Below are 17,705 nucleotides of genomic sequence, written 5' to 3'. Positions count from 1 at the left end.
CGGCCGCAACGGCCACGCGGCGCGGGGACGGCGTCGATGCGCCTGAGTGACGAGCCTGCCTTCGTGCTGCATGCGCGGGCCTGGCGCGAAACCAGCCTGCTGGTCGAGGTGCTCAGCGCGAACCACGGCCGTATCGGCCTCGTCGCCCGCGGTGTACGCGGGGCGAAGCGCCACCCGCTGCGTGCCGCGCTGCAGCCCTTGCAGTCGATCCGTCTCGATGCCGTGCAACAGGGCGAGCTGGCCCAATTGCGATCGGCGGAGGCGCTGGATGCGGCGCCACGCCTGATCGGCGACGCGATGCTGGCCGGCTTCTACATCAACGAGCTGACCCTGCGGCTGACGCCGCGTGGCGAACCCCAGCCGGACCTGTTCGTTGCCTACGCGGTGACCCGCGAACGCCTGCGTGCCGAGGCGCCGCTGGCCTGGACCCTGCGCCGCTTCGAGCGCGACCTGCTGGAAGGCCTGGGTGTGGGGTTTGACTGGAGCCAGGACGGCGAGGGCGATCCGATCGATCCGGCCGCGCGCTATCGGGTCGATCCGGAACAGGGACCGCAGCGGGTGCTGAGCGACCGGGGCCATGGTGATCGCAGCCGGGCGGCGTCCGGGCGGGGTCTGCTGTGCCTGGCGAGCGACGGCGTGCCCGATGCGGAGGACCTGCCCGGGCTCCGCCGGGTCCTGCGCACCGTGCTCGCCCACCATCTGGGGCCGCGCGGACTCAAGTCATGGGAAATGCTTGCGGGCATGCCCAGCCGCGCACCGGCGCCCGACTAGCTGACGCGTGCGGCGCTCCCGGGCGGTTGTGACAGGGCGCCGCGCGCGGCGTCAACGAAGCGCTCCAGCAACTCCGGACTGGACGGCTCACCTTGCAAGCGCTTCACCAGCACGGCGAGCCGGGCGGCGCCGACGAAACCGCAACTGGCGCGCAGGCGGTGCAGTTCCGCGCCCACCGTCTCGACATTGTCGGCCCGGACGGCCGCTGCAATGCGCTCGCAGGCCTGCGGCAGCTCGTCCAGAAACAGGCCGCGCAGGATGGCGACGTGCTCGTCATTGCCGTTCAGCGCGGCCGCGGCAGCGCGATCGTCCCACATCGGCACCGTTGTCTCCGCGGTGCGGGGATCAGTGACGGCGGCGTGCGCCGGAAGGTGCAGCGCGCGACGCACCGCGGCCTGCACTTCCGCCGTTGGCAGCGGCTTGCGCAGCACCTCGATGAAGCCGGCACCGGCCAGTGCGGCGAGTTGCGCGGCATCGTCGCTGGCGGTGTGGGCAATCGCCGGTACGCCCGGACGATCCTCCCGCAGCCGTTGCAGGAGATCACTGCCGCTGCCGTCGGGCAGGGTGGCGTCGAACATCCACAACTCGTAGGTGTTCCGGCTTGCCAGCACCAGCGCCGTCGCCAGATCGGGGGCGATATCGACGTGTGCCGGAGTCGCGCGCGCGGCCGCAGCCAGGAAGGCCGCACTCGTCGGCTCATCCTCCACCAGCAGGATTCGGGGCAGTCCGCGTGGATCGTTCATCGGAATCGCTGGCTCCGCTGGGTATGCTGCAACGATGCTTGGGCCGCTACTATCGCCGCCGCCATCGCCCCTGTCGAACGGCGGCGCCCGACAGCGTGCGCGCGACCGCGGGATGGGTGTGCAGGCACTGTTGTTGCTGGCGCTCGTGCTCACGCTGGTCTTTGGCCAGGCGCAGGCGCGTACGCTGACCGCACAGATCGAGCGCATCGATTCGGCGATCGCGAAGCTCGACGAGGTGAGCATCCGATTGTTCTGGCCTGCCGGCGCATCGCACGGTGAATTGCGGCTGCGCGCCAGGCGGATCGATTCGCCCTCGCTGGGCTATCGCTTCGACAACCTGGACTGGCGCTGCCGGCTGCAGCGCAAGGATTCCCAGGCATGGGCGTGCGACGGCGAGGTCCGCAGCGGCAATGCCGCGCCGATGCAGCTGTCGATTGCGGTCGACGCGATGGATATCGATGGGCAGCTGGCGAGCGGTGCGAGCCGGATTGGTGTGCATCGCGAGGCCGCGAACCCGGATGCGACCCGGATCGACCTGACCCGCATTCCGCTGGTCTGGACCCAGGCGCTGTTGTCGCAGGCGTGGCCGGCGGCGGTGATCGGTACCGGCACGGGTGATGCGCGCCTGACCGTGCGCGCCGTCGACAATCAGCCGCTGCGGATCAGCGGCCCGGTGGCCCTTCATGGCGCTGGCCTGGATACCGAAGACGGCAGCATCGCCGCGGCCGATCTTGATGCAACGGTCAACGTCGATGCGCTTTTGGGTGATGCCGATCTGATCCGCTTGGAGGGCCGGCTGGATGGCGGTGAGCTGCTGTGGGGGACCACCTACCTGGCGCTGGAGCAACGCCGGATCGATCTGCGCGTCGGCGCCGAGCACCACGACGGCGAAGGCTGGAAGCTGCCGGAGCTGTACTGGAATGACCCCGGCATCCTCACCGTGGAAGGCAGCGCGGGGCTGGATGCGGGCAATGACCTCGACGCGCTGGACCTGCGCGTGCGCGCGCCGGATCTGGCGTCGCTGCGCGACGGTTACCTCAGCGGTTGGCTGGGGATGGCCGGGCTGGGGGAGATGACGTTCACCGGCGCTGCCAACGGCTCCGTGCGGATGCGCGGCGGCCAGCTGGCCGATGCCGACCTGCACCTGGCGGGCGTGAATCTGGTGGATGCGGACGAGCGTTTCTCGTTCGCCGGCCTGGAAGGGGACGTCGCGCTGTCCTCGGGCGCTGCGGTCAACAGCGCGCTGCAGTGGAGTGGCGGTACCTTGCACGGCATGGCGCTCGGCGCCGCCCTCCTGCCGTTCCGTAGCGAGGGCGGCAACGTGCAGCTGCGCGAGGCCGTGGCCGTGCCGCTGCTCGGCGGAAAGGTTCTGCTCAACCATCTGCTGATGCGTCCACCACTGGACGCCGGCGGCGCCGTGCTGCGTTTTGGCGTCGCGCTGGAGGAGCTGGACGTGTCCCGGTTGTCCGAAGCGCTGGACTGGCCAGCCTTTGCCGGCACCCTGAGCGGCAGCATTCCCGACGCCCACTACCGCGACGAACAGCTGATCCTGGACGGTGGCCTGGAGATGCAGCTGTTCGGCGGCCGGGTCGGCGTGTCGGCGCTGTCGATGGAGCGTCCGTTTGGCGTGCTGCCGACCCTGTCTGCCGACATCGTGTTTGACGACATCGACCTGACCGCGCTCACCGGCGCGTTCGATTTTGGCAGCATCAGCGGCAAGCTCGATGGCCGCGTCGCCGAGCTGCGGCTGGTGGGCTGGGAAGCGGTCGCCTTCGACGCCTGGCTGGTCACCGACTGCCACCGCGGCGTACGCCAGCGCATCAGCCAGCGCGCAGTGCAGGACCTGACCAGCGTGGGCAACGCGTCGTTCGTGAACTCGCTGCAATCGCAGTTGATCGGCTTTTTCGATGATTTCGGCTACTCGCGGCTGGGTATCGGCTGCAAGCTGGCCAACGAGGTCTGCACCATGCAAGGCCTTGCACCGGCCGGCGATGGCTTCGTGCTCGTGGAAGGCTCGGGCGTGCCGCGCTTGACCGTGCTGGGTTTCAATCGCAGGGTCGACTGGCCGACCCTGGTCGAGCGGCTGGCCGCGGTCGGCAAGGGAGAGGTGAAAGCGGTGGTCGACTAGCGTACCGTCGGCTCATAATTTCGGGTGCCCCCCAGGAGACTTACATGCGCCGTTTGATGGGAATTCCGGTTGCCGCCGTGCTGGTCACGGCATGCGTAACCATCAACGTCTACTTTCCCGCTGCCGAAGCACGCGAAGCGGCGCGGGAGTTTGTCGACAAGGTCATCGGTGACGAGGCCAGCTCGACGCCGCCCGCGGACGAGTCGGGCGACAAAAAGGACGGCGGTCCGTCAGCGATGATCGATGGGAGCACCTCGTCCCTGCGCCAACTGGCCTCGCGGGTCGACCTGTACGCGGTGGTGGGGATCGGCAGCGCCCGCGCGCAGTCGCCGGACATCAGCATCAAGACCCCGGCCATCCAGGCGATCCAGGCCAGGATGGCGGCGCGTTTCAACAGCAGCCTGCGGGCCGGCTTTGATGCCGGTGCACTGGGCTTCGCCAGCGACGGCACCATTGTCGTCCGCGACGCGGCCAAGCTGCCGCTGAAGGATCGCGCCAGCATCCAGCAGGCGGTGGCCGAGGACAATCGCGACCGCAACGCCGTCTATCGCGAAGTGGCCGTGGCCAATGGGCACCCGGAGTGGGAAGGCCAGATCCGTGAGGTATTCGCCAAGCAGTGGGCGGAAAGCGCCCGCAGCGGCTGGTGGTACCAGAGCGGCGGCAGCTGGAAGCAGAAGTAACGCTGCGCCGGGCCGAGCGGCAGCTCGCAGGGGCTTCCATCGCCCGCGCAAGCGGCTGCGCGCGTGGCGGCTGCCGTGCCCGCCGCGGCATCTGCGACAATACGCGGCCCCCGGCTGACCTCAGTGCTAGTGGCCCGTCTCGACAAAACCCCGTTTGAAGTGGACATCCACGCCCTGTCTCCCGACGGTCGCGGCGTGGCCCGCCTTGCCGGTGACGTGACGATGCTGGTGGCGGGCGCGCTGCCCGGCGAGCGCGTGCTTGCGACCCGCACCGGACGCCGGCGCGGCGTCCACGAGGCACGCACCGTTGAGGTATTGCAGGCGGCGGCGGACCGGGTGACGCCGCGGTGCGGGCACTTCGGCACGTGCGGTGGCTGCGCGCTGCAGCACCTCGACGGCAGCAGCCAGATCCTTGCCAAGCAGGCCGTCCTTCTGGATCACCTGCGCGATGCCGCGGGCATCGTGCCGCCCCGACTGCTCGAGCCGCTGGTGGATGCCGCCTGGGGCTATCGACGCAAAGGCCGCTTATCGGTGCGGCGGGTGGAGAAGAAGGGGAAAACGCTGGTTGGATTCCGCGAGACCGACCCGCGCTTCGTCGCCGAGATCCACCATTGCCACACCGTCATCCCCGAGGTGGGCACGAAGGTCGCGGCACTGGCCGAGCTGGTCGACAGCCTGCACGCACGCAGCGACATTCCACAGATCGAGTTCATCGCCGGCGATGCCACCGCGCAGTTCAATGGCGTGGCGCTGGTCATCCGCCACATGGCGCCGCTGTCGACCGATGACCAGGCATCGCTGGTCGCCTTCGGCCAGCAGCACGGCTTTGCGATCTTCCTCCAGCCCGGCGGTGTCGACAGCGTCCATCCCCTGTGGCCGCCTGATCCGGCGCTGTCGTTCCGGATGCCGCAATGGAACCTCGAGTTCGCGTTCCGTCCGCTTGATTTCATCCAGGTCAACGCGGGGCTCAACGAACGCATGATCCAGCTGGCGATGGACCTGCTGGACGTGCAGCCGGGCGATCGCGTGCTCGACCTGTTCTGCGGGCTGGGCAACTTCACCCTGCCGCTGGCGCGCCGCGTACGCGAGGTGGTGGGGGTGGAAGGTGATGCCGGCCTGGTGGAGCGCGCGCGGGACAACGCGCAACGCAATGGCATCGACAATGCCCGTTTCCACGCCGCCGACCTGTCGCTGGACCTGTCCGGCCAGCCGTGGATGGAGCAGCGCTTTGACAAGCTGCTGCTGGATCCGCCGCGCTCGGGTGCGGCGTTCGTGCTTGAGCACCTGCCGCTGGACCAGTTCCAGCGCATCGTCTACGTCAGCTGCCATCCGGCCTCGCTGGCGCGCGACACCGCGTTGCTGGCCGCGCGTGGCTGGAAGCTGCAGGTGGCGGGAGTGATGGACATGTTCCCGCAGACCGCCCACGTGGAGTCCATTGCGATGTTCGAGAAGGCCTGAGCCATGGCGATCGAGATCGAACGCAAATTCCTGGTCACCGGCGATGGCTGGCGCGCGGCTGCGCACGAGGTCGTGCCCATGGCGCAGGGCTATCTCAATGACCTGGCGGCGATGGACACCGGCGCGATGAAGGCCTCGGTGCGCGTGCGCATCGCCGGCGACGCCGCGCACCTGAATCTCAAATCGCGCGAGCTGGGGCACACCCGTCAGGAATTCGAGTACCCGATCCCGGTGGCCGATGCGCGCGCGCTGCTGGCACTCTCGGTTGGCGGCCTGGTCGACAAGCGCCGCCACCTGGTGAAGGTCGGCGGGCACCTGTGGGAAGTGGACGAGTTTCTTGGCGACAACGCCGGTCTCGTGGTCGCCGAGATCGAACTGGCCGACGCGGACGAGTCCTTCCAGCGGCCCGATTGGCTGGGGGTCGAGGTGACCGACGAGTCGCGCTACTACAACCTGGCCCTGGCCTCGCACCCGTTCTCGCAGTGGTCCGCGCAGCAACGCGCGGGGATGGCTGCGCCATGATCCGCATGACACCCGGCGCGAGCCGCCTACCGCTAATTCCCTGGAGTTGCCCATGCTCGTAATCGGCGTTGCCGGCACTGAACTTACCGCGCAGGAGCGCGACTGGCTGCAGCACGAGGGCTGCGCCGGCGTGATCCTGTTCACCCGCAACTTCGCCTCGCGCGAGCAGGTCGACGAGCTGGCCCGCGCGATCCGCGAGGCCGCGCCGCGGCCGCAGCTGATCTGCGTCGATCAGGAAGGCGGACGGGTCCAGCGTTTCCGCCAGGGCTACAGCGCGCTGCCCTCGCTGGACGGCCTGGGTCGCGACTACGCGGCCGATCCGGATGCCGCGCTGGTGCGCGCACGCGAGCACGCATGGCTGATGGCCAGCGAGATCAAGGCCAGCGGCATCGACCTGAGCTTCGCCCCCGTGGTCGATCTGGGACGCGGCAACCGCGCCATCGGCGACCGCGCGTTCGACGCCGACCCCGAAGTGGTCGCCGCGCTCACCGTCGCCTACGTGGAAGGCATGCACCAGGCCGGCATGGCCGCCACGCTGAAGCACTTCCCCGGCCACGGCTCGGTGCTGGAAGACACCCACTTCGACGACGCGGTGGATCCGCGCCCGCTGGAGGACTTGCGCGCGCTGGACCTGGTCCCGTTCGTGGCCGGCATCAAGGCCCGCGCGGACGCGGTGATGATGGCGCACGTGGTCTATCCGCAGGTGGCTCCCGAGCCGGCGGGCTACTCGCGGCGCTGGATCGAGGAGATCCTGCGCAAGGAAATGGGCTTCCGCGGCGTGGTGTTCTCCGACGACATCGGCATGGCGGCGGCGTTTTCGGCCGGCGGCATCAAGCAGCGCGTCGACCTGCACCTGGATGCCGGCTGCGACGTGGTGCTGGTGTGCCATCCCGAGCTGGTGGATGAGTCGCTCAAGGCCGTGGAAGGCCGCACGCTCAACACCATGGCGCTGACCGGCCTGATCGGCGGCGGCGCGATGGGCTGGGACAACCTGCTCGCCGACCAGCACTACCGCGACCGCCGCGACCGTCTTGGAGGCGTGGCGTGAGCGCCAGCCTGCGCGAAGTGCTGGCCAGCGCGGATGTGCTGTTCGACCGCGCGGCGGTGGAGCAGGCGATCGGCGCGATGGCCGATGTCATTCGCGACGACTACACCGACGGCGTGGACACCCGCCCGGTGTATCTGACCGTCATGCACGGGGGGATGCCGTTTGCCTCCCAGCTGGCGATGGAGCTCGGCGTTCGTGGCCTGGACCTGGAGTTCGACTACCTGCACGCGACCCGCTACCGGGGCGCGACGTCGGGTGGCGAGCTGGTGTGGAAACATCGTCCGGCCACCGCGCTGCGTGGCCGCCGGGTGCTGCTGGTGGACGACATCTTCGACGAGGGCCTGACCATGGCCGCGATCGTGGAATGGTGCCTGGCCGAAGGCGCCGTTGACGTGCGTATCGCGGCTCTTGCGGTGAAACACCACGACCGTGCGATCACGCACCTGCAGGCCGATTACGTCGGTCTGCAGGTGCCGGACCGGTATGTGTTCGGCTACGGCATGGACTACCAGGAGCAGGGTCGCAACCTGCCGGCGATCTACGCGATGAAGGACTGAGTGATGAGCGAATCGATTGAACTGGCCGTCATCGGCGGCACCGGTGTCTACGCACTGGCCGAACTGCGTGGCATGGAAGCGCACTCGCGGGTAACGCCGTACGGCCAGCCGTCCGGACCAGTACGGGTGGGACGCCTGGGCGGCCATCGCGTGGCCTTTCTGGCGCGCCACGGCGAAGGGCATTCCGTTCCCCCGCACCTGATCAACTACCGCGCCAACCTGTCGGCGCTGAAATCGCTGGGGGCCAAGCGCGTGCTCGCCCTGAACACCGTGGGCGGCATCACTGCCGCTTTCGGCCCCGGCGTGCTCGGCTGTCCGGACCAGTTGATCGACTACACCTGGGGCCGGGTGTCGACCCTGTGCGAGGAGCCCGGCAGCGAGGTCCTGCATGTGGATTTCGGTGAGCCGTATACCCCGCAGTTGCGCCAGAGCGTGCTTGCGGCCGCGCGGCAGGCCGGCGTGGCTCTCGTTGACGGCGGTTGCTACGGCGCCACCCAAGGCCCACGGCTGGAAACCCGCGCCGAGATCAGCCGCATGCGGCGCGACGGCTGCGATCTGGTGGGCATGACCGGCATGCCCGAAGCCGGCCTGGCGCGCGAGATGGGCCTGGAGTACGCGTGCCTGGCCATCGTCGCGAACTGGGCGGCAGGCGCCGGTCCGGATGTCGGCGAGGTGATCACCCTGCAGGACGTGCTGGACAACGTCGCCAGCGCGTCGGCCGGATTGCCGGCCCTGCTGGAGGCGGTGATGGTGCAGCTGGCGGGCGAAAATCCGGGCTGAGAATGGTGATGTTGTAAAGCAGGCGTTCAGTTTGCATACTCGGGCCAACCGCGCTTGCGCTCGCAGCGCGGGTCACCACCCAGCCACGAGGTCATCAAGGATATGCAGTACGGCACTGTGAAATGGTTCAACGACGCCAAGGGATTTGGCTTCATTTCCCCTGAAGACGGAAGCGCGGACGTGTTCGCACACTTCTCCGCCATCAACGCGAAGGGCTTCCGCAGCCTTCAGGAAGGCCAGCGCGTCAGCTACGAGCTGACCCAGGGACCGAAGGGCGCGCAGGCGTCCGACATCACCCCGGCCGAATAGCCGCGCCACGTGAATAAAGAAACCCCGCTTCGGTGGGGTTTTTTTGTGCGCGCTACGGGCAGCCGTGATACGGACCGGGCTTGCGCTAGATTGGTCCCAGGCCGCTATCGGAGACGCCCATGGAGCCGTTGCCGCAGGCGCAGGAGCCCGCTGCGCCGTTTGAGACCCACCGGGTGGACAACCAGTCGCCGCCATTCGGCCCGCGTGATCTGTGGCGTGATGACGCCGTGCTGCGCGAGGCACTGGCGCGGGAGTTGTCGCTTCTACAGCCGCAGCCTGAGCCGGGATCACTCGAGGAGGGTCGGCAGGCCGTCGCGAGCTACGCCGTGCTCGCCGGCGGTCCGGCTTTGGAGTGGGCCGACGACGCCCACCGTGACCGCCCGCGGCTGCTCAGCCACGACCGCTTCGGCCACCGGATCGACCGCGTCGCATTCCATCCGGCCTACCACTCGCTGATGGATGCGGCGATCCGCCACGGCGTCGCCGGCTGGTCCTGGCGCCACGATCATCCCGGCGGCCACGTGGTGCGTGCCGCGTTGAGCTACCTGCACCACCAGGTCGAGCCGGGCACGAGTTGTCCGCTGACAATGACCCACGCGGCGGTGCCGGTGCTGCGACGCGAGCCGGCGCTGGCGCAATGGGCCGAGAAGGCGGCCGCGCCGCTGTACGACCCGCTCGAGGTCCCGGTCGCCGACAAGGCCGGCGTCACCATCGGCATGGGCATGACCGAGAAACAGGGCGGCAGCGACGTGCGTGCCAACACCACCGTGGCGACGCCGTTGGCGGACGGGAGCGGCTACCGTCTGGTCGGCCACAAGTGGTTCCTGTCGGCACCTATGAGCGACGGCTTCCTGATGCTGGCGCAGGCGCCGGGTGGGCTCGGCTGTTTTCTGATGCCGCGCGTCCTGGAGGACGGCAGCAAAAATGCGTTCCGGTTGATCCGGCTGAAGGACAAGCTGGGTGACTGGTCGAACGCCTCCTCGGAGATCGAATTGTGCGGCGCGCTGGCGTTTCCGGTCGGCGCCGAAGGGCGCGGCGTTGCCACGATCCTGGAAATGGTGATGCTGACCCGGCTGGACTGCCTGCTCGGCGGGGCAGCGCAGATGCGCATGGCGCTGGCCCGGGCGATCCACCACTGCCGACACCGTCATGCTTTCGGCAAGCGCCTGCTTGGGCAGCCCTTGATGGCGAATGTGCTGGCCGACCTGGCCGTGGAGGCCGAGGCGGCGCTGGTGTTGGCCATGCGGATAGCGCGCGCGGTCGATGCTGCCGAGCGCGACCCGGCCGAGGCCGCGCTGGCCAGGATCGGTACGGCCGTGGGCAAGTACTGGGTCTGCCGACGTGCGCCGGCATTCGTCAACGAGGCGCAGGAGTGTCTGGGTGGCAACGGCTACATCGAGGAGTCGCTCATGCCGCGCCTGTATCGGCAGGCGCCGTTGAACTCGATCTGGGAAGGCAGCGGCAACATCCAGTGCCTGGACGTGCTGCGGGCGCTGCAGCGCGAGCCCGAAACCGGCGCTGCCGTGTGGGCGGAACTGGTCGCTGCAGGCGAGGGTGGCAGCGGGTACGCGCAGGCCATCGAACACCTGCGCGCCGCGCTTACCGAAGGGGCAGCGGTGGAGCCCGCCCAGGCGCGCGGGTTCGTGGAGCGCCTCGCCCTGGCGCTGCAGGCCTCACTGCTGCTTCGAGCCGGCAGCCCCGCCGCGCAGGCCTTCTGTCGCAGTCGTCTCGGTGGCGAACACGGCCTGGCCATGGGCACCCTGCCGGCGGGGGTGCCCGTGGACGCGCTGATCGAGCGGGCGCTGCCGGCCGGGCTCAGTACTTCAGGTTGAGCTTGACCCAGGCCGTGCGTCCGGGCTCGTTGATGCGCACCGGATCGGCCGGATAGCCGAAGTCGGCGTTGCCGGCCAGGTTCAGGTGCTCGCTGTAGGTGCGGTCAAACACGTTGTCCACGCCGACCGTCAGCTGGGCTAGGCTGTTGAAGCGGTATCCACCGTTGACCGCGAAGGTCGCAAACCCCGCGCTCGGCCCGAGGTCCTGGCCGACCACGCTGCCCTGGGCCAACGCGATGCGGTCCTGCGCAGCGACCGCGCGTACCAGCGCCCCGAACGACCACTGGCTGTCGTCCCAGCCCAGCGACAGGCGCGCTTCCAGCGGTGGCATCTGCGGCAGGGCGGAGCCGGCGTCCTGGTTCTTGCCCCAGGAATGGGCGAGCGTGCCACCCAGGGTCCACTGCGTGGACGGCCGGTACTCCACGCCCAGTTCGCCGCCGTGGATGCGCGCGTCCACGTTGGACACCGAGGACATCGGTCCCATCATCCCGGCGCCGCCGTAGCGGAACAGGATGAAGTCGTCGACCCGGCCGGCATAGGCGGACACCCAGGCATCCCAGGTCTTGCTGCGGTACTGCACGCCGACGTCGAGCTGCGTGGTCTTTTCCGTCTCCACCCCCGCGAAGGCGTTGGGCGTGCCGACCGGGCCCATATCGGGCGAGAACAGTTCCCAGTAGTCGGGCATGCGTTCGGTATGGCCCAGGCCGGCATACGAGGTGACCGGCTGATCGATCAGGTCCCGCTCGAAGCGGATGAAGCCGGCGGACAGGGTTTCGGTGCGGCTGCTGCCGGCGGTGGGGTTGGGCCGGCCCATCTTGCCGAGTGTGGTGCGCTCGTCGGTCGCCCGCGCGCGGTCGGCGCGCAGGCCGGCAATGACACGCTGGCCCTCGTCGGCACGCCAGGTGCCCTCGGCAAACACGCCCAGGTTGCGGAAGCGCGCGTCCACCGTCCACGGCTGCAACTGGTAGGTGTTCCGGCCGTGTCCCGAGCGGCGGCGGTGGCGGCTGTCCTGCACGTCGAGGCCAGCGGTGACATCGACGCTTTCGCCCAGCCAGGTGGCAGCGGCGCGGCCGCCGGTGGTGGCGCGTTCCACGTTGGAGGCCATCGGCATCGGCATCGCACCATCGGGGTTGGGCCGGCGCAGGCTGTAGTTGTCCATGACGTGATCGGCGCGGTTGTAGAACACGTTGGCCTCGATGGAGTCCAGCGCGCCGGGGAGGTTTTTCTTCTCCAGGCGCAGGCCGTAGCTGTCGCGTTTGAACTGCGAGCCGTCCATGCCGCGACCGGCGTAACGTGCCTCGCCGTCGCCGACGCCGGCGGTCGCTTCCAGCACGGTATCGGCATCCGGGGTCCAGCCCAGGGCGAGGTCGGCGTTCCACTTGTTCCACTCCGAGCCCACGGCGTTGCCGTTGCCGTCGCGGTAATCGTCGGAGTCGGAGCGGTTGGCGCTGATGCGCGCGTAGCCGGGCTGCGCGCCGAAGGTGGCATCGAGCACCTGGTCATTGCGGCCGAATGAGCCGCCCAGCAGGCTGCCGGCGAGTTTCACCGTCGGCTCGTCGAACTGCTCGCGGTCGCGCGAGAAGCGCACCGTGCCTGCCGAGGCGCCCGGTCCCCACAGGACGGTCTGCGGCCCCTTGACCACGACCAGGCTGTCATAGGTTTCCGGCGACACGTAGGACATCGGGTTGTCCATCCGCGACGGGCAGGCGCCGGGCATCGCGCCGTCGTTGCTGAGCAGGTTCAGGCGCGAGCCGAACATGCCGCGCAGCACGGGATCGCCGTTGGTGCCGCCGTTGCGGATGGCGGTGAAGCCGGGAATGGTCTTGAGGTAGTCGGCGCCGTCGCTGGCGGGAACCGGTTGCCGGGGAAGGCGCGGATCGGTCTCGAAGGTGAGCGCCGACACCGGCCGCGCGGAGGTCACCACGACCTGCTGGAAATCAAACGGCGCGGGTGCGGTCCGGGCCGCGTCGCCGGGCACCTCGGCGTGGACGGGCAGGCACGCCAAGGCGGTCACGATCGCCAGCGACAGGCGCGTGGAACGGGCCCGCGGCATGCGGGAGGGGAAACGGGCATTGCGGAACATGGTCAAACTCCTGGCACCGGGGTGCGCGCGGCCATTGCCGCGGATGCGGGGTCGAGAAGGGGAAACGCGGAGGGCGGAGCTCAGGCCGTGATCGGCGGTCCGCGGGAGCCCAGGCCGGTCGGGTGCCGATCCAACGTCGGGGTTCGGATCGCCGGCACCCGCACCGCGTCGCGCTGCATGGGCAACGCGGCAGGGAGCCCGGGGGCGGGAAGGGCGGTCGTGCCGGCCAGCAGCGGGCAGTACGCGCAGTCGTCATCGGAGCCGTGATGACCGTTGCCGGCAGGCGGCTGGCGATCGCCGGCATCGAGCGTGGAGGCATGCCCGTGCGCCGTGACGAGGGGGTTCTCCGGGCCCCTTGTCTCGCCGCTGTGGGAGGCATGCGCGGCATCGCCCATGACGCCGCTGCTGGCACGCGCCGCCGCGGCGGCAGGCATCGTATGCATCGGCATTGCCGGCTGGCCCGCCAGGCGGCCCAGGCTCGGTACCAGGGCCAGCGCCAGGGTGGCGGCGAGGGCCAGGTGACGCATCCAGCGGTGCAACGGGCGGCTGTTCATGTGCGGCTATTGTCGGTCAGCCGCGTTGCGGCGTGCTGATCCAGGTCAAGTCCAACCATGCTTGCGCGTATGGTGCGCGGCGCCTCCACGATTGACGTCGTTTTGCCCGGTCGTTACTGACCCGGAGAGGCAACCACCATCTCAACTCGAGCGGTCCGCCAGCGCGGCGGCGTCCAGGTCGTCCACTTCCCGGTCCGGAGCGGGGTCGGCGATCGGTGACGGTGCGCAGGCCGGGACCTCGGACGGAATGGCGACCTCGCGCGGGTCGGTCGGCAGCATCTTCGCGCTGCGCCAGCGGCCCCAGCGGTAGTACGCCAGCGACATCACCATCGCCGAGGCGGCACTCACCGGGAAACTCCACCACACCGCGTCCACGCCCATCGAGGGCTGCAGCATTTCCGCAAACGGCACGCGGACGCCCCACAGGGCGATGCCGAGGATCACCAGCGGCGGGATCACGGCGCCGGTGGCGCGCACTACGCCGGAGACCACGAAGGTCACGCCGAAGAACAGGAACGACCACACGCCGATGTGGTTCAGGTGGCGGGCGATCGCCATCGAGTCGCTGCCGTCGGGCAGGAACAGCGCGAAGCTGTAGCGATCCAGCAGGATCAATGGCGCGATCAGGGCGCCGGTCAGCAGGAAGTTGTAGCCGATGCCGGTATGCGCGGTGGCGTTGACGCGCTTCCAGTCGCCGGCACCGACGCTCTGGGCGGCAATCGAGGAGCAGGCGGCGCCGATCGCCATCGCCGGCATCTGCACGTAGGTCCACAGCTGCAGCGCCGCTCCGTAGGCCGCGGCGGTGGCGATGCCGTAGGCGTTGACCATGGTCATCATCGCGATCATCGCCAGCGAGATCAGCACCATCTGCAGGCCCATCGGCACGCCCTTGACCACCAGCGCGCGCAGGATGGTCAGGTCCAGGCGGAACAGGTGGGCGTCCGCGCGGCCGAGCCACAAGGGATGCTGCTTGCGCCGCAGGTACAGCAGCATCGCCAGCAGGCTGATGCCCTGGCCAACGACCGTTGCGGTGGCCGAGCCGGCGATCCCCATCTCCGGGAACGGTCCGATGCCGAAGATCAGCAGCGGGTTGAAAATCACGTCCAGCACCACCGACAGCAGCAGGAAGCGGAACGGGGTACGCGAGTCGCCGACACCGCGCAGCGCCGCGGACACGAACGCGAACGCGTAGATGAAGGGCATCGCCAGGAAGATCACCTTCAGGTAGCTCTCCGCCAGCGGCAGCGCCGCCGCAGGCGTGTCCATCAGCCGCAGCAGCGGATCGGCGACGAACCATCCGGTCACCGCCAGGATCACCGAAAGGCCGATGAAGAACGTCGCGCTGGTGCCCATCACCCGGCGCGCCTGGGCATTGTCGTGGGCGCCGGTGGCCTGGCCGATCAGGATCGTGGCGGCCATGCCGATTCCGAATACCGCGCCGATCAGGAAGAACATTACGTTGTTGGCGTTGGCGGTCGCCGTCAGCGCCGCCTCGCCGAGGAAGCGGCCAACCCAGATCGCATTGATCGAGCCATTCAGCGACTGCGCCGCGTTGCCCGCCATGATCGGCAGCGCGAAGACGATCATCGTGCGGCCGACGGGACCTTCCGTCAGCAGGCGCACGCTCTTGGGCTCTTTCCTGCTCAATCCAGAAACTGCAGCTTGGCCAGGTCGGCGTACAGGCCGTCCTCGCGCAGCAGCTGGTCGTGGGTGCCTTCGGCGACGATACGGCCGTGGTCCATCACCACGATCCGGTCGGCCTTGAGCACCGTCGCCAGGCGATGTGCGATCACCAGCGTGGTGCGACCCTCCATCAGTGTGTCCAGGGCCTGCTGCACGGCGCGCTCGCTCTGTGCGTCCAGCGCGCTGGTGGCCTCGTCCAGGAGCAGGATCGGCGCGTCCTTGAGCAGGGCGCGGGCGATCGCGATGCGTTGCTGCTGGCCGCCCGACAGGCGCGCGCCGCGTTCACCGAGCTCGGTGTCCAGCCCCTCGGGCAGCGCGCTGATGAAGTCGCTGGCGTGGGCAGCCTCCACGGCCGCGTCGACGTCGGCGTCGCTGGCTTCCAGGCGGCCGTAGCGGATGTTGTCGCGCGCAGTGGTGGCGAAGATGCTGGGTTGCTGCGGCACCAGCGCAATGGCGCCGCGCAGGTCGGCCGGGTCGAAACGGCGGATGTCGATGCCGTCGATGGTGATGCTGCCCTGGGCGGGATCGTGGAAGCGCAGCAGCATCGACAGCACGGTGCTCTTGCCGGCACCTGACGGGCCGACCAGGGCGACGGTCTCTCCGGGATGCACGTGCAGGCTGAAATTCTCCAGAGCCGGGTGGTCCGGACGCATCGGGTAATGGAAAGTGACCCCGTCCAGGACGATGTCGCCACGCAGCGGCGCGGGCAGCGGTTCGGGATGCGCCGGCGCGGTGATGCTGGACTCCTCGGCGAGCAGTTCCCCGATACGGCCCATGCCGCCGGCGGCGCGCTGCACCTCGTTCCAGACCTCCGCCAGCGAGCCTACCGAGCCGCCGCCGATCATTGCGTACAGGACGAACTGGCCCAGCGTGCCGGCGCTCATCCGGCCTTCGGCGACATCGTGCGCGCCCGACCACAGCACCAGGGTGATCGCGCCAAAAATCAACACGATCGCGATCGCAGTCACCCAGGCCTGCGCCTGGATGCGGCGGCGGGCGGTGGCCACGGCGATCTTCAGCGCGTCGCTGAAGCGACCCAGTTCATAGGGTTCACGCGCATGCGCCTGCACCGTGGACACCGCGCCGAGGGTCTCGTTGGCCAGGGTGTTGGCGTCGGCGACCCGGTCCTGGCTGTCACGCGAGATCCGCTTCAGCCGGCGTCCGCCGACCACGATCGGCAACACGGCCAGCGGAATGCCGACCAGCGCATACGCCGCCAGGTGCGGGCTGCTGACGAACAGCATCACGATGCTGCCCAGGAAGGTCACCACGCTGCGCAGGGCCACCGACATGCTGGTGGCGATGACGCCGCGTAGCAGTTCCGCGTCCGCGGTCAGGCGCGAGACCAGCTCGCCGCTGCGGCTGCGGTCGTGGAAGCCGGCGTCGAGGCCGATCAGGTGCGAGTAGAGGCGGTCGCGCAGGTCGGCGACCACGCGCTCGCCTAGCAGCGACACGAAGAAGAAGCGCGCCGCCGTGGCGAGTGCGAGGGCGACCGCGACCGCGAAAAGCAGCATGAAGGCCTGGTCGATCGCGCTGCCGCCGCCCTGGGCGAAGCCACGGTCGATCATGGTCTTGAAGGCGACCGGCAGGCTCAGCGTGGCCGCCGACGAGCAGGCCAGCGCGATCAGCCAGCCGGCAAACAGGGCGCGGTGGCGGCTGACGAACGGCCACAGCGCCTTGAGGTTGCCGACCGGGGGCTTGGCCACAGCGGTGTCGGAGGGCGGCGCGGGTGCTGCAGAAGTGTCACTCATGCGCGGTATTGTCCGCTATCAAGGCGGGTGCGTCGCGGAATCATCGTGGCTGGTCCGTGTCCGCGGCGGGGGTGGCCAGCCGCGCGCGGTCGCGCGTTGCATCGCGCAGCTGCTCGCCCAGCTCCTCCAGCCGGCTGGCGGGCAAGCGCAGCCGCAAGTGCGCGCCGGCGGCGGTGAACCGCTCGTCCAGCTTCTCGACCCCGTGCGCGGCCAGTGCCGCGTGGACCACGCCGGTATCGGCGAAACCGAACTGGAGCGTGCACTCGACATACTCGATCAGCGGACGCCGCCGCGCGGTGCGCAGGCATTCCGCCGCGCAGCCGCCGTAGGCGCGGACCAGTCCGCCGGCGCCCAGGTTGATGCCGCCGTACCAGCGCGTCACCACGACCACGGTCTGGTCCAGTCCCTGGCCATCGATGGCCGACAGGATGGGGCGCCCGGCGGTGCCAGCCGGCTCGCCGTCATCGCTGGACCGGTACAGCTCACCGATCCGGTAGGCCCAGCAGTTGTGGGTGGCGGCCGGATCGCCGACCTCGGCCACGAAAGCCAGTGCCGCCTCGGGCGAGTCCGCCGGCGCCGCAAGCGCAAGAAAGCGGCTGTGCTTGACCTCGATCTCGTGACTCGCACGACCGGCCAGGGTGTGGTCGCCCATCAGCGGATTCCCCGCCGCCGCGCGCGGGCGGATCGTCGGGCACCGCCCGGTCCACGCAGGCGGCAGTTTGGTTGAAGCGGGGAATGCATGGCGATCAGGGTAAGGCTCGGCCGCCGGACCCGCAAAGTGCGTTCACCGGCGACGCTCCGCTCCA

16 protein-coding genes are annotated in these 17,705 nt (G+C 69.4%); 10 read left to right on the top strand and 6 right to left on the bottom strand.

The window, feature by feature from the left end:
• The first annotated feature begins 36 nt into the window (after positions 1 to 36).
• Positions 37 to 771, top strand: a complete 735-nt coding sequence (recO, locus tag INQ41_RS09635) for a DNA repair protein RecO (protein ID WP_193984005.1) — start codon at positions 37 to 39, stop codon at positions 769 to 771.
• Here the strand turns inward: recO and INQ41_RS09630 are convergent.
• The gene (locus INQ41_RS09630) at positions 768 to 1,514 is read right to left on the bottom strand and encodes a response regulator (RefSeq protein WP_193984004.1); all 747 of its coding nucleotides are present in this window, start codon (positions 1,512 to 1,514) and stop codon (positions 768 to 770) included. The genes recO and INQ41_RS09630 overlap by 4 nt on opposite strands.
• 112 nt (positions 1,515 to 1,626) lie before the next feature.
• On the opposite strand from INQ41_RS09630, the gene INQ41_RS09625 reads away from it, so the two are divergent.
• From INQ41_RS09625 to INQ41_RS09585, 9 genes are all read left to right on the top strand, one after another.
• A complete protein-coding gene (locus tag INQ41_RS09625) occupies positions 1,627 to 3,642 on the top strand; it encodes a hypothetical protein (RefSeq protein WP_193984003.1) in 2,016 nt (671 codons plus the stop codon).
• A 44-nt stretch (positions 3,643 to 3,686) separates the two neighbouring features.
• Positions 3,687 to 4,322 (top strand): DUF1318 domain-containing protein, encoded by a 636-nt coding sequence (locus tag INQ41_RS09620; protein ID WP_193984002.1) that lies wholly within the window; start codon positions 3,687 to 3,689, stop codon positions 4,320 to 4,322.
• A 123-nt stretch (positions 4,323 to 4,445) separates the two neighbouring features.
• Positions 4,446 to 5,780 carry a 23S rRNA (uracil(1939)-C(5))-methyltransferase RlmD gene (gene rlmD, locus INQ41_RS09615; protein WP_228076566.1) on the top strand — a complete coding sequence of 445 codons (1,335 nt, stop codon included), beginning with the start codon at positions 4,446 to 4,448 and terminating at the stop codon, positions 5,778 to 5,780.
• 3 nt (positions 5,781 to 5,783) lie between these two features.
• Positions 5,784 to 6,302, top strand: coding sequence for a CYTH domain-containing protein (locus INQ41_RS09610; protein ID WP_193984000.1), 519 nt, complete (start codon positions 5,784 to 5,786; stop codon positions 6,300 to 6,302).
• A 52-nt stretch (positions 6,303 to 6,354) separates the two neighbouring features.
• Positions 6,355 to 7,350, top strand: coding sequence for a beta-N-acetylhexosaminidase (gene nagZ / locus INQ41_RS09605; protein ID WP_193983998.1), 996 nt, complete (start codon positions 6,355 to 6,357; stop codon positions 7,348 to 7,350).
• Positions 7,347 to 7,907: a hypoxanthine-guanine phosphoribosyltransferase gene (locus INQ41_RS09600; RefSeq protein ID WP_193983996.1), complete on the top strand. Its 561-nt coding sequence runs from the start codon at positions 7,347 to 7,349 to the stop codon at positions 7,905 to 7,907. The genes nagZ and INQ41_RS09600 overlap by 4 nt, the downstream gene beginning before the upstream one ends.
• Positions 7,908 to 7,910: 3 nt before the next feature.
• Positions 7,911 to 8,687, top strand: coding sequence for an S-methyl-5'-thioinosine phosphorylase (locus INQ41_RS09595; RefSeq protein WP_407074230.1), 777 nt, complete (start codon positions 7,911 to 7,913; stop codon positions 8,685 to 8,687).
• 102 nt (positions 8,688 to 8,789) lie between these two features.
• A complete protein-coding gene (locus INQ41_RS09590) occupies positions 8,790 to 8,996 on the top strand; it encodes a cold-shock protein (protein WP_043957320.1) in 207 nt (68 codons plus the stop codon).
• 119 nt (positions 8,997 to 9,115) lie between these two features.
• A complete protein-coding gene (locus INQ41_RS09585) occupies positions 9,116 to 10,828 on the top strand; it encodes an acyl-CoA dehydrogenase family protein (RefSeq protein WP_193983992.1) in 1,713 nt (570 codons plus the stop codon).
• Here INQ41_RS09585 and INQ41_RS09580 read toward each other — a convergent pair.
• The 5 genes from INQ41_RS09580 to INQ41_RS09560 all read right to left on the bottom strand — a co-directional run bounded on the left by INQ41_RS09580 (position 10,812) and on the right by INQ41_RS09560 (position 17,551).
• Positions 10,812 to 12,911, bottom strand: coding sequence for a TonB-dependent copper receptor (locus tag INQ41_RS09580; protein WP_228076565.1), 2,100 nt, complete (start codon positions 12,909 to 12,911; stop codon positions 10,812 to 10,814). The two genes, INQ41_RS09585 and INQ41_RS09580, sit on opposite strands and share 17 nt — an antisense overlap.
• 80 nt (positions 12,912 to 12,991) lie before the next feature.
• Complete coding sequence (locus tag INQ41_RS09575) at positions 12,992 to 13,465, bottom strand: DUF2946 family protein (protein WP_193983990.1); 474 nt, start codon at positions 13,463 to 13,465, stop codon at positions 12,992 to 12,994.
• A gap of 141 nt (positions 13,466 to 13,606) precedes the next feature.
• Positions 13,607 to 15,052 carry an MATE family efflux transporter gene (locus INQ41_RS09570; RefSeq protein WP_193987315.1) on the bottom strand — a complete coding sequence of 482 codons (1,446 nt, stop codon included), beginning with the start codon at positions 15,050 to 15,052 and terminating at the stop codon, positions 13,607 to 13,609.
• Between the two features lie 56 nt (positions 15,053 to 15,108).
• Entirely contained in the window at positions 15,109 to 16,899 is a 1,791-nt protein-coding gene (locus tag INQ41_RS09565; protein ID WP_193983988.1) for an ABC transporter transmembrane domain-containing protein, read from the bottom strand.
• A gap of 40 nt (positions 16,900 to 16,939) precedes the next feature.
• Positions 16,940 to 17,551 (bottom strand): IMPACT family protein, encoded by a 612-nt coding sequence (locus INQ41_RS09560; protein WP_193983986.1) that lies wholly within the window; start codon positions 17,549 to 17,551, stop codon positions 16,940 to 16,942.
• Between the last annotated feature and the right edge of the window lie 154 nt (positions 17,552 to 17,705).

The sequence above is a fragment of the Lysobacter ciconiae genome, from assembly GCF_015209725.1.
Classification (GTDB): Bacteria; Pseudomonadota; Gammaproteobacteria; order Xanthomonadales; family Xanthomonadaceae; genus Novilysobacter; species Novilysobacter ciconiae.
This window is presented reverse-complemented; position numbering and strand designations above follow the sequence as displayed.